Here is a 12,412-nt window from a genome sequence, read left to right on the forward strand (position 1 = left end):
GAGATCCCGTGGCAATCCGCGTCCTGCTGGTCGATGACCAACCGTTGCTGCGCACCGGCTTCCGGATGATTCTGGAGGCGGAGGGTGATCTCGCGGTGGTGGGTGAGGCCGGTGACGGTCTCCAGGCTCTCGATCAGGTGCGGGCGCTGCAGCCCGATGTGGTGCTGATGGACATCCGGATGCCGCGGATGGACGGTGTCGAGGCGACGCGTCAGATCACGGGTCCGGGCCGGGACGGTCCGGCGAAGGTGCTGGTGCTCACCACGTTCGATCTCGACGAGTACGTGGTGGAGGCGCTGCGTGCCGGTGCGAGCGGCTTCCTGCTGAAGGACGCCCCGGCCAATGAGCTGGTGCAGGCGATCCGGGTGGTCGCGGGCGGCGAGGCGATGCTCGCTCCGAGTATCACGCGCCGGCTGCTGGACAAGTACGCGGACCATCTGCCGTCCGGCGAGGAGCCGGTGCCGGACACGCTGAACACGCTGACGGACCGCGAGGTGGAGGTCCTGAAGCTGGTGGCGCGCGGGCTGTCGAACGCGGAGATCGCCGCCGATCTCTTCGTCAGCGAGACGACGGTCAAGACACATGTGGGGCATGTCCTGACGAAGCTGGGGCTGCGCGACCGGGTGCAGGCGGCCGTCTACGCGTATGAGAGCGGCCTGGTGCGCCCCGGCGCCCAGTGACCGTGCCGCGGGCTCAGGTCGTGCCGCGGCCGAGTTCCCAGAGCTGGAGGTCGGCGGAGGAGTTGACCGCCCACTCCACGCCGGTGAGGCCGTCGCGGGAGGCGACGTACTGCTTGCCCTGCCAGACCGGGAGGACCGGGACGTCCCGCGCGACGATGTCCTGGAGCTGCTCGAAGGTCCTGGCGGCGACGCTGCGGTCGGCCTCGCGGCGGGACTTCGGGATGAGCGTCTCCTGGGCGACGGCCGACCTGTAGGGCGAGTTGAGGAAGTTGTTCCCGCCGAGGAAGGGCGCCGTGTAGTTGTCCGGGTCCGGGAAGTCGGGGAACCAGCCCATGCCGTAGACGGCGTACTCACCACGCAGTTCGGCCGCACGGTACTTCGCCCAGGGGGTGCCCTGGACGGTCACGTCGAACAGTCCGGTGTCGTTGAGCTGCTTGCGCAGTGTCCTGAACTCGGTCGCGGTGGCGTCGCCGTAGTGGTCGGTCGTGTAGTGCAGCGTGAACTTCACCGGGGTGTGGATCCCGGCGTCCTTGAGGATCTTGGTGGCCTTGGCCCGGCTGGGCTCGCCGTACTTGTTGAAGAACGAGTTGGTGTGCCCGGCGATGCTGGACGGGATCAGCGAGTACAGGGGCTCGGCCGTGGTGCCGTACACCTCGCTCGCGATCTGGCCGCGGTCGATGATCTGGGCCATGGCCTGGCGGACCGCCCTGTTCCGCACGGCGGGGTCATTGGTGTCGAATCCGAGGTAGCTGATGGCGAGGCCGGGCATCTCGGTCAGCTTGATGCCGTTCCGGGGGTGCTCCAGCATCCTCTGCGACTGCTCGGGCGACATGGTGCGCGTCATCATGTCGATCTTCTTCTCTTCGAGTGCCCGGCCCATGGCGGTGGCATCGGGGAAGAGATCCAGTTCGACCTTGTCGTTCAGCACCTTGAGATCCCCCTTGTAATGGGGATTCCTTGTGAAGACGACTTTCACGACCTGATCGTTCTTCACTTCCGGCTTCATCGTGTACGGACCGGAGCCGTCCACCTGGAATCCGTCGCGCGGGGCGGTCGCCGGGTATTTCTCCTGCTGGACTATTCCGGCGGGCGGGGTGGCGAGCTTGTAGGGGAAGGTCGCGTCCGAGGTCCTGAGGTGGAATACGACCTCGCGGTCGCCCTTGGTCTCGATGGTGTCGATGTTGTCGAGCAGGGCGACGGGCCCGTTGGTGGACTTGATCCGGATGACGCGGTCGATGGAGTACTTGACGTCCTCTGCGGTGACCGCGCCGCCGTCGGCGAATTGCAGGCCGCTGCGCAGCTTGCAGCGGTAGCTCTCGTTCTCCGTGTCCGTGAAGGCGCAGCTCTCGGCCGCCTCGGGCACCGGCTCGCCGCCGCCGCGCGGGACGTGTGTCAGCGTCTGCACGGTCTGCCGCAGTACGTTCCAGACGCCCGCCTCGTACCCGATGGCGGGGTCGAGCGGTGCGGGGGCGTCCTTCGAGCCGACGAACCGGTCCGTGGTGCCGACAACGACGGCGCCGTCGCCCTCGCTCCCGCCGTCCGACGCGCCGCAGGCGGCGAGTACGGGCGCGAGCAGACCCACGACGGCCGGCAGCACCAGAGTCTTGCGGTTCATCGTGGACGTTCTCCCTCATCCGGTCATGGAGAAAACGACATTAGTGGGCTCCGTCGGCAATGCCGGACCGGTGCCGCCCGGTACGTATTCGGAGGGTGACGGGAATGCGTGTCGAACCGATTCCCGGATACCGGAATGATTCGTACAGGGATTCACGAACCGGGACACATGGGCACACCAAAAGGGGCAGCCGGACGAATCCCACGATCGCGTCGGCGATCAAAGGGGTGACGAAGGTCACGCAATAAGATTCCCGGTGCACGCTTTCGGGTATTGACATGGACCCGATGTGCACACACGAAAGCGCGACAGAAAAAGCACGTCCCGACCGAGAGTTTTTCTGTTCATTCACAGAAGCACTCCCGGTGTGCGACTCAACGCATTCCCGTGACCAGGCCCCTGAGAAATGCGAGATCGACTTCTTCGAGAGAACTCACGACGACCCGGCCTGCCGCCGGTGCGATCGGTGACACCGACGGCACGGCGACCACCCGGCATCCGGCCGCCTCCGCCGCGGCCACGCCGGTCGCGGTGTCCTCGATGACCGCGCAGAGCCGCGGATCCGCGCCGAAGCCGCTCGCCGCGGCGAGATACGGCTCCGGGTGCGGCTTCGTCCGGGTGACCTCGTCGCCCGCGACGGTCAGCGCGAAGTGGTGATGGCCCACGGAGTCCAGCACCCGGTCGATGATCCGCCGGTGCGAGGCCGAGACCAGGGCGGTGGGGATCTCGTGCCTGCCCAGCTCGGCGAGCAGCCGGGCCGCGCCCGGCATCAGCGGCACACCGACGCCGATGCGCTTCTCGAAGCGGTCGTTGAGCAGCACGGTCAGCTCGGGGAGCGTGATGTCGGCGCCGGTGGAGTCGATCAGGTACCCGGCGCTGCGGGTCATCGGGCCGCCGACGACCACCTCCCGCCACGACTCCTCCAGCCGGTGCCCGAGGTCCGCGAAGACCTCCTTCTCGACGTCCCACCAGAAGCCCTCGGTGTCGACCAGGGTGCCGTCCATGTCGAGAAACACGGCCTGCAGGGCCGCGCCCTCGGCCGTACGGGTCAAGGACGCGGGAATCGTACTGGTCATCCGGCACACCTTTCGTGAGGGGCGAGAAGGCCGGCCACCGTTCCCCGGAGGGAGGGCGACCGGCCTGCACTGGACCGACCAGTGTACGACTCGTCCCGCTACCACGCGTCGAACGGCGGATTACCGCGCGTTGAAGTACTTGGCCTCGGGGTGGTGGATGACGATGGCGTCGGTGGACTGCTCGGGGTGGAGCTGGAACTCCTCGGACAGGTGCACACCGATCCGCTCGGGCTGGAGCAGCTCGGCGATCTTCGCCCGGTCCTCCAGTTCCGGACAGGCGCCGTAGCCGAGGGAGAAACGCGCGCCCCGGTACTTCAGCGCGAACATGTCCTCGACGTCGGCGGGGTCCTCGCCGGCGAAGCCCAGCTCCGAGCGGACCCGGGCGTGCCAGTACTCGGCGAGCGCCTCGGCCAGCTGGACGGAGAGCCCGTGCAGCTCCAGGTAGTCCCGGTAGGCGTTGGCCTCGAAGAGCTTGGCGGTCTCGCCGCCGATCCTGGAGCCGACGGTGACGATCTGGAGGCCGATCACGTCCGTCTCGCCGGACTCCTCCGGACGGAAGAAGTCCGCGAGGCACAGGCGGCGGCCGCGGCGCTGGCGCGGGAAGGTGAAGCGGGTGCGCTCCGAGCCGTCCTCGTGCAGCAGGATCAGGTCGTCGCCCTTGGAGACGCAGGGGAAGTAGCCGTAGACGACGGCGGCTTCCAGCAGGTTCTCGGTGTGCAGCTTGTCGAGCCAGCCGCGCAGGTGCGGGCGGCCCTCGGTCTCGGCCAGTTCCTCGTACGTCGGCCCGTCACCGGCGCGGGCCTGCTTGAGACCCCACTGGCCCTTGAAGAGGGCGCCCTCGTCGAGCCAGGAGGCGTACTCCTTGAGCTGGATGCCCTTGACGACCCGGGTGCCCCAGAACGGCGGGGTGGGGACCGGGTTGTCGACGGCCACGTCGGAGCGGACGCCCTCCTCCGGCTCCTCGGCCTCGGGTGCGGCGGTGTCGCGCTTGGGCACGCGGCGCTGCTTGAGCTCGGGCAGGGTGGCGCCCGGGACACCGCGCTTGACCGCGATGAGCGCGTCCATCAGGCGCAGTCCCTCGAAGGCGTCGCGGGCGTAGCGGACCTCGCCCTCGTAGATCTCGTGGAGGTCCTGCTCCACGTAGGCGCGGGTGAGGGCGGCGCCGCCGAGGATCACCGGGTATTCGGCGGCCAGCTTGCGCTGGTTCAGCTCCTGGAGGTTCTCCTTCATGATCACGGTGGACTTGACCAGGAGGCCGGACATCCCGATGACGTCGGCCCGGTGCTCCTCGGCGGCGTCCAGGATCGCGGAGACGGGCTGCTTGATGCCGATGTTGACGACGTTGAACCCGTTGTTCGACAGGATGATGTCGACGAGGTTCTTGCCGATGTCGTGGACGTCGCCGCGGACGGTGGCCAGGACGATGGTGCCCTTGCCCTCGGCGTCCGACTTCTCCATGTGCGGTTCCAGGTGGGCCACCGCGGTCTTCATGACCTCGGCGGACTGGAGGACGAACGGCAGCTGCATCTGGCCAGAACCGAACAGTTCGCCGACGACCTTCATGCCCTCCAGCAGGGTGTCGTTGACGATGTCGAGGGCCGGGCGGCTCTGGAGCGCCTCGTCGAGGTCGGCCTCCAGGCCGTTCTTCTCGCCGTCGATGATGCGGCGCTGGAGGCGCTCGTCGAGCGGCAGCGCGAGGAGTTCCTCGGCCCTGCCCGCCTTCATCGACTTCATGTTGACGCCATCGAAGAGCGCCATGAGCTTCTGCAGCGGGTCGTAGCCCTCGGAGCGGCGGTCGTGGATCAGGTCGAGCGCGACCTTCGCCTGCTCCTCCTCCAGCCGGGCGATCGGCAGGATCTTCGACGCGTGCACGATGGCGGAGTCGAGGCCCGCCTTGACGCACTCGTCGAGGAAGACGGAGTTGAGGACGACGCGGGCGGCCGGGTTGAGGCCGAAGGAGATGTTCGACAGCCCGAGCGTCGTCTGGACGTCGGGGTGGCGCTTCTTCAGTTCGCGGATCGCCCCGATCGTCGCGATGCCGTCGCCCCGCGACTCCTCCTGGCCAGTACAGATGGTGAAGGTGAGGCAGTCGATGAGGATGTCCGACTCCTGGATGCCCCAGTTGCCGGTCAGGTCCTCGATGAGGCGCTCCGCGATGGCGACCTTGTGCTCGACGGTGCGGGCCTGGCCCTCCTCGTCGATGGTCAGCGCGATCAGGGCCGCGCCGTGCTCCGCGGCGAGTTCGGTCACCTGGGCGAAGCGCGACTCGGGCCCGTCGCCGTCCTCGTAGTTCACCGAGTTGAGGACCGCGCGGCCGCCGAGCTTCTCCAGCCCGGCCCGGAGCACGGGCAGCTCGGTGGAGTCGAGCACGATCGGCAGGGTCGAGGCGGTCGCGAAGCGGCCGGCCAGCTCCTCCATGTCCGCGACGCCGTCGCGGCCCACGTAGTCGACGCAGAGGTCGAGCATGTGCGCGCCCTCGCGGATCTGGTCGCGCGCCATCTCCACGCAGTCGTCCCAGCGCGCCTCCAGCATGGCCTCGCGGAACTTCTTGGAGCCGTTGGCGTTCGTGCGCTCACCGATCGCGAGGTACGAGGTGTCCTGGCGGAACGGCACCGTCTGGTAGAGCGACGCGGCGCCCGGCTCGGGGCGCGGGTTGCGGGTGGTGAGGGCGGAGCCCCGGACCCGGTCGACGACCTGGCGCAGGTGCTCCGGGGTCGTACCGCAGCAGCCGCCGACCAGCGAGAGCCCGTACTCCTGGACGAACGTCTCCTGGGCGTCGGCGAGTCCCTCGGGGCCGAGCGGGAAGTGCGCGCCGTCCTTGGTCAGGACCGGCAGTCCGGCGTTCGGCATGCACAGCAGCGGGATGCGGGAGTGGCGTGTGAGGTAGCGCAGGTGCTCGCTCATCTCGGCCGGTCCGGTCGAGCAGTTCAGTCCGATCATGTCGACGCCGAGCGGCTCCAGAGCCGTCAGGGCGGCGCCGATCTCCGAGCCGAGGAGCATCGTCCCGGTCGTCTCGAAGGCGAGGGAGACCAGCAGCGGCAGATCGCTGCCCAGCGCCTCCAGCGCACGCCGCGCACCCAGGATGCCGGCCTTGGTCTGCAGGAGGTCCTGGGTCGTCTCGACGATGAGCGCGTCCGCGCCACCCGCGATCAGCCCCTCGGCGTTCTGCTGGAACCCGTCACGGAGCTTCACGTACGGGGCGTGGCCGAGCGTCGGCAGCTTCGTCCCGGGGCCCATGGAGCCGAGCACCCAGCGCTGCTGCCCGGTCGAGGCGGTGAACTCGTCGGCGACCTCGCGGGCGATGCGCGCGCCGGACTCGGACAGCTCGTGAACCCGCTCGGGAATGTCGTACTCGCCGAGCGCCGCGGTGTTGGCACCGAAGGTGTTCGTCTCCACGCAGTCCACACCGACCGCGAAGTACTCCTCGTGCACGGAACGCACGATGTCGGGACGGGTCAGGTTCAGGATCTCGTTGCAGCCTTCGAGGTCCTGGAAGTCCTCAAGGGTGGGGTCCTGTGCCTGGAGCATGGTGCCCATGGCACCGTCGGCCACCACCACACGGGTGGCGAGCGCCTCGCGGAGGGCTGCGGATCGGGTCCGGCTGTCGGCGGAAGGGGTCGGCGACGAGGCCATGGATGTACTCCCTGGGATGCGACGGCTGTCGGCTTTGCGGCTTCGGCGGAAGGCGCACCCGGCCAGGGTAGCCGGGTGACGCCCCGTGACGTCACTCTGTCCCACGAATCGGACTGCATGCTGTGCGGAGGGCCGTCCGGCCGGCGGGGTGCCGCAGACTTCTCCTGCGATGGAGCATGGGTCGGCATGGACCGATACTGTTCAGCATTGTCGAACCACAGTGGAGGAGTACGGCGCGATGGCCAAGAACATCCAGTCGCTGGAGCGGGCGGCCGCGATGCTGCGGCTGCTGGCGGGCGGCGAGCGGCGACTGGGACTCTCCGACATCTCCTCCGCGCTGGGCCTGGCCAAGGGCACCGCGCACGGCATCCTGCGCACGCTCCAGCACGAGGGCTTCGTCGAGCAGGACACCGCCTCCGGCCGCTATCAGCTCGGCGCCGAGCTGCTGCGCCTGGGCAACAGCTATCTGGACGTCCACGAGCTGCGGGCCCGCGCACTGGTCTGGACGGACGACCTGGCCCGCTCCAGCGGCGAGAGCGTCCATCTGGGCGTCCTGCACCAGCGGGGCGTCCTCGTCGTCCACCACGTCTTCCGGCCCGACGACAGCCGGCAGGTCCTGGAGGTCGGGGCCATGCAGCCGCTGCACTCCACGGCCCTGGGCAAGGTGCTGGCGGCGTGTGACCCGGTGGCGCACACGGAGGCCATGGAGTCCGAGCGGCAGTCCTTCACGCCCCGCACCGTCACCGATCCGGAGGAGTTCGAGTCGATGCTCGACCTGATCCGCGCGCGCGGCTGGGCGGCCGACATGGAGGAGACCTGGGAGGGCGTCGCCGCGGTGGCCGCCCCGATCCACGACCGGCGCCGGATGCCGGTCGGCGCCGTGGCCGTGACCGGTGCGGTGGAGCGGGTCTGCGCGGACGGCGAGCTGCGGCCCGACCTCGTCGCGGCGGTGCGCGACTGCGCCCGCGCGGTCTCCCGGGACCTGGGCGCCCGACGCTTCTGAGCCCCGTTCGGGATCACCGGTAATGAGCGGCCCAATCGAGTTGTAGGCCACAGACCCCTTGACGCCCCATTCACCTGGGGGAAACACTGCCGTTCACCGGTCGGCATTGTCGAACACTTAACGGAAACAAGCGTTAGGGTGTGACAGTGCCAAGGGCCGGTAACGCCCTCACATGAGGGCGCGGACCACCGGAGGGACCCGGGGTTCGGCTTCCTGGACGAAGGACAAAGGAGTCGCGGGTGTCCAGCTCCGACATCTTCATCGGCGAGACCATAGGTACCGCCGTGCTCATCCTGCTCGGCGCCGGCGTCTGTGCCGCCGTCACCCTCAAGCACTCGAAGGCACAGAACGCCGGCTGGCTCGCGGTCACCTTCGGGTGGGGTTTCGCGGTCCTGACCGGCGCGTATCTGGCGGGCGGCGTCTCCGGCGCGCATCTCAACCCGGCCGTCACCATCGGTCTGGCGATCGAGGGCGGCACCAAGTGGAGCGACGTACCGCTCTACCTCGCCTCCCAGCTCCTCGGCGCGATGATCGGCGCCGTACTGGTCTGGCTGACCTACTACGGACAGTTCCGGGCGCATCTGACGGATCCGGAGATCCTCAAGGCCCATACGGGTGAGGAAGGCATGGTCGACCCGGCGGCGGCCCCCAAGGCGGGACCGGTGCTCGGCATCTTCTCGACGGGCCCCGAGATCCGCAACGTCGTGCAGAACGTCGTCACCGAGGTCATCGCCACCGTCGTGCTCGTCCTGGCGATCCTCACCCAGGGCCTCAACGACAACGGCAACGGCCTCGGCACGCTCGGCGCGCTGATCACCGCCCTGGTCGTCGTCGCCATCGGCCTCTCGCTCGGCGGCCCGACGGGATACGCGATCAACCCGGTTCGCGACCTCGGTCCGCGTATCGTGCACGCGCTGCTTCCGCTGCCGAACAAGGGCGGTTCCGACTGGGGCTACGCCTGGATCCCGGTCGTCGGCCCCCTCATCGGCGGCGCGCTCGCGGGCGGGCTCTACAACCTCGCGTTCGCCTGAGCCGCAGAGCCCCGCGCCGTAACCCCAAGACCTCACAGACCTCCGGGAGCACACCGTGACCGACGCACCTACCACCGGCACCCACGGGACCGGGCCGTTCATCGCGGCCATCGACCAGGGCACCACCTCCAGCCGCTGCATCGTCTTCGACAAGGACGGCCGGATCGTCTCCGTCGACCAGAAGGAGCACGAGCAGATCTTCCCGAAGCCGGGCTGGGTCGAGCACAACGCGACCGAGATCTGGGAGAACGTCCAGGAGGTCGTGGCGAGCGCCATCGTCAAGGCGGGCATCACCGCCGCCGACGTGAAGGCGATCGGCATCACCAACCAGCGCGAGACCACGCTGATGTGGGACAAGCACACCGGTGAGCCCGTCCACAACGCCCTCGTCTGGCAGGACACCCGCACCGACGCGCTCTGCAAGGAGCTCGGCCGCAACGTGGGCCAGGACCGCTTCCGCCGCGAGACCGGGCTGCCGCTCGCCTCGTACTTCGCCGGGCCCAAGGTCCGCTGGCTGCTCGACAACGTCGAGGGTCTGCGCGAGCGCGCCGAGCGCGGCGACATCCTCTTCGGCACCATGGACTCCTGGATCATCTGGAACCTGACCGGCGGCACCGAGGGCGGCGTGCACGTCACCGACGTCACCAACGCCTCGCGCACACTCCTGATGAACCTGCACAACATGGCGTGGGACAGCAAGATCCTCGCGTCCATCGGCATCCCGGCCGCGGTGCTGCCCGAGATCCGGTCCTCGGCCGAGGTCTACGGCCACGCCAAGGGCGGCGTGCTCGACGGCGTACCGGTCGCCTCCGCACTCGGTGACCAGCAGGCCGCGCTGTTCGGCCAGACGTGTTTCGCCGAGGGCGAGGCCAAGTCCACGTACGGCACCGGCACCTTCATGCTGCTGAACACCGGCGAGACACCCGTCAACTCCTACAACGGGCTGCTGACCACGGTCGGCTACCAGATCGGCGAGCAGAAGCCGGTCTACGCCCTGGAGGGGTCGATCGCCGTCACCGGTTCGCTGGTGCAGTGGATGCGCGACCAGATGGGCCTGATCCAGTCCGCCGCCGAGATCGAGACGCTGGCCTCGTCGGTCGAGGACAACGGCGGCGCGTACTTCGTGCCCGCCTTCTCCGGACTGTTCGCCCCGTACTGGCGCCCCGACGCCCGCGGCGTCATCGCCGGCCTCACCCGCTACGTCACCAAGGCGCACATCGCCCGTGCCGTGCTGGAGGCCACCGCCTGGCAGACCCGCGAGATCAGCGACGCCATGACCAAGGACTCCGGCGTCGAGCTGACCGCGCTCAAGGTCGACGGCGGCATGACCTCCAACAACCTGCTGATGCAGACGCTCGCCGACTTCCTGGACGCGCCCGTGGTGCGGCCCATGGTCGCCGAGACCACCTGCCTCGGCGCCGCCTACGCCGCCGGCCTGGCCGTCGGCTTCTGGCCGGACACCGACGCGCTGCGCGCCAACTGGCGCCGGGCCGCCGAGTGGACCCCCCGCATGGACGCGGACACCCGCGACCGCGAGTACAAGAGCTGGCTCAAGGCTGTGGAACGCTCCATGGGCTGGCTCGACGACAGCACAGCCGAGGAGTAGAGAACATGACCACCCTGCAGAGCGTCCCCGCCCTCGGGACGCATCCGGCCTCCGGCTCCCTTCCGAGCCGCGCCGAGACCCGGGAGCAGCTTTCCAAGGCGACGTACGACCTCCTGGTGATCGGCGGCGGCATCCTGGGCATCTCCACCGCCTGGCACGCCGCGCAGTCCGGACTGCGGGTGGCCCTGGTGGACGCCGGCGACTTCGCCGGCGCCACCTCCTCCGCCTCCTCCAAGCTGCTCCACGGCGGTCTGCGCTACCTGCAGACCGGCGCGGTGAAGCTGGTTGCGGAGAACCACTTCGAACGGCGTGCGGTGTCCCGTCAGGTCGCACCGCACCTCGCCAACCCGCTCACCTTCTACCTGCCGGTCTACAAGGGCGGGCCGCACGGCGCGGCCAAGCTCGGCGCGGGCGTGTTCGCGTACTCGGCGCTCTCCGCCTTCGGTGACGGCGTCGGCCACGTGATCAGCCCGGCGAAGGCGCAGCGCGACGTGCCGGAGCTGCGGACCGACAACCTGAAGGCCGTGGCGGTCTACGGCGACGACCAGATGAACGACGCGCGGATGGCGCTGATGACGGTCCGCGCGGCCGTCGAGGCGGGCGCCGCCGTGCTCAACCACGCCGCCGTGACCGGGCTCCGCTTCACCAGGGGCCGGGTGACCGGTGCCGAACTGCGGGATTCCGTGGACGGCACGGAGTTCGGGATCGACGCCCGGCTGGTGCTCAACGCCACCGGGCCGTGGGTCGACCACCTGCGGAAGATGGAGAACCCGGACGCGGCGCCCTCCATACGTCTCTCCAAGGGCGCGCACCTCGTCCTGAAGCGGACCCGCCCGTGGAAGGCCGCGCTCGCCACCCCGATCGACAAGTACCGGATCACGTTCGCCCTGCCGTGGGAGGACATGCTGCTGCTGGGTACGACGGACGAGGAGTACGAGGGCGATCCGGCGGACGTCGCGGTCACCGAGCAGGACACCGCGCAGATCCTGGACGAGGCGGCGTTCTCCGTCCGGGACCAGCAGCTGTCGCGCGATCTGATCACGTACTCCTTCGCGGGTCTGCGGGTGCTGCCGGGTGGTCCCGGCGGTACCGCCAAGGCCAAGCGCGAGACCGTCGTGACGGAGGGCCGCGGCGGGATGCTGTCGGTGGCGGGCGGCAAGTGGACGACGTTCCGCCACATCGGCCGCACCGTGATGAACAAGCTGGCCGCGCTCCCCGGTCACCCGCTGGGCGAGGACATGGAGCCGATGGCCCGGCTGCCGAAGAAGCTCCCGCTGCCGGGTATCGCCAACCCGAACGCGGTGGCGCACCGGCTGCTGGTCGACGGCGGCGCTCCCGGACCGCGGATGTCCGCCGACACGGCACGGCACCTGGCCACGCACTACGGTTCGCTGTCCTTCGACATCGCCCGGCTGGCCAACGAGAACCCGGCACTCGCGGAGCGCATCCACCCGGACGCGCCGGAGATCTGGGCGCAGGTCGCCTACGCCCGCGACCACGAGTGGGCCGAGACGGCGGACGACGTGCTGCGGCGCCGGACGACGCTGACGATCCGGGGGCTGGCCACGGACGAGATCCGGGCCGGCGTCGAGTCGGTGCTCGGTGACCGCAGGAGCTGACGCGCGGGGAGGGGGCGGTGTCCATCCGTGGACGCCGCCCCCTCCCGTGTGTGCCGGCCGCGGTGGACGCTTTCGGACTCCGCCGTACGGAACCGGTCGAAACGCCCCGCGCCGGGGGACCGCCGTCGCACGGGTTGCCCCGAAGCGCG

At 69.4% G+C, this 12,412-nt stretch carries 8 protein-coding genes; 5 read left to right on the forward strand and 3 right to left on the reverse strand.

Annotated features, from left to right (window positions below):
• Positions 1–8: 8 nt before the first annotated feature.
• Entirely contained in the window at positions 9–680 is a 672-nt protein-coding gene (locus ACIO3R_RS27855) for a response regulator transcription factor (protein ID WP_363030406.1), read from the forward strand.
• Positions 681–693: 13 nt separating this feature from the next.
• On the opposite strand, the gene ACIO3R_RS27860 is transcribed toward ACIO3R_RS27855, so the two are convergent.
• From ACIO3R_RS27860 to metH, 3 genes are all read right to left on the reverse strand, one after another.
• Positions 694–2,295 carry an ABC transporter substrate-binding protein gene (locus ACIO3R_RS27860; protein WP_385036556.1) on the reverse strand — a complete coding sequence of 534 codons (1,602 nt, stop codon included), beginning with the start codon at positions 2,293–2,295 and terminating at the stop codon, positions 694–696.
• Between the two features lie 374 nt (positions 2,296–2,669).
• Positions 2,670–3,371, reverse strand: a complete 702-nt coding sequence (locus tag ACIO3R_RS27865) for an HAD family hydrolase (RefSeq protein WP_385036557.1) — start codon at positions 3,369–3,371, stop codon at positions 2,670–2,672.
• Between the two features lie 120 nt (positions 3,372–3,491).
• A complete protein-coding gene (metH, locus tag ACIO3R_RS27870) occupies positions 3,492–7,004 on the reverse strand; it encodes a methionine synthase (protein WP_402109564.1) in 3,513 nt (1,170 codons plus the stop codon).
• A gap of 238 nt (positions 7,005–7,242) precedes the next feature.
• Between metH and ACIO3R_RS27875 the strand changes: the two genes are divergently transcribed.
• The 4 genes from ACIO3R_RS27875 to ACIO3R_RS27890 all read left to right on the forward strand — a co-directional run bounded on the left by ACIO3R_RS27875 (position 7,243) and on the right by ACIO3R_RS27890 (position 12,263).
• A complete protein-coding gene (locus tag ACIO3R_RS27875) occupies positions 7,243–8,007 on the forward strand; it encodes an IclR family transcriptional regulator (protein ID WP_402109567.1) in 765 nt (254 codons plus the stop codon).
• A 239-nt stretch (positions 8,008–8,246) separates the two neighbouring features.
• Complete coding sequence (locus tag ACIO3R_RS27880) at positions 8,247–9,038, forward strand: MIP/aquaporin family protein (RefSeq protein WP_363030400.1); 792 nt, start codon at positions 8,247–8,249, stop codon at positions 9,036–9,038.
• A 55-nt stretch (positions 9,039–9,093) separates the two neighbouring features.
• Entirely contained in the window at positions 9,094–10,644 is a 1,551-nt protein-coding gene (glpK, locus tag ACIO3R_RS27885) for a glycerol kinase GlpK (protein WP_385036560.1), read from the forward strand.
• Positions 10,645–10,649: 5 nt separating this feature from the next.
• Positions 10,650–12,263, forward strand: a complete 1,614-nt coding sequence (locus tag ACIO3R_RS27890) for an FAD-dependent oxidoreductase (RefSeq protein WP_402109571.1) — start codon at positions 10,650–10,652, stop codon at positions 12,261–12,263.
• Positions 12,264–12,412: the final 149 nt, after the last annotated feature.

Origin of the sequence: Streptomyces sp. NPDC087428 (genome assembly GCF_044744085.1) — a bacterium.
GTDB lineage: Bacteria > Actinomycetota > Actinomycetes > Streptomycetales > Streptomycetaceae > Streptomyces.

Excerpts from the sequence above, each read along its gene's own strand:
- ACIO3R_RS27860 (WP_385036556.1), bottom strand. The coding sequence starts at position 2,295 with ATGAACCGCAAGACTCTGGTGCTGCCGGCCGTCGTGGGTCTGCTCGCG.
- ACIO3R_RS27865 (WP_385036557.1), bottom strand. The coding sequence starts at position 3,371 with ATGACCAGTACGATTCCCGCGTCCTTGACCCGTACGGCCGAGGGCGCG.
- metH (WP_402109564.1), bottom strand. The coding sequence starts at position 7,004 with ATGGCCTCGTCGCCGACCCCTTCCGCCGACAGCCGGACCCGATCCGCA.
- ACIO3R_RS27875 (WP_402109567.1), top strand. The coding sequence starts at position 7,243 with ATGGCCAAGAACATCCAGTCGCTGGAGCGGGCGGCCGCGATGCTGCGG.
- ACIO3R_RS27890 (WP_402109571.1), top strand. The coding sequence starts at position 10,650 with ATGACCACCCTGCAGAGCGTCCCCGCCCTCGGGACGCATCCGGCCTCC.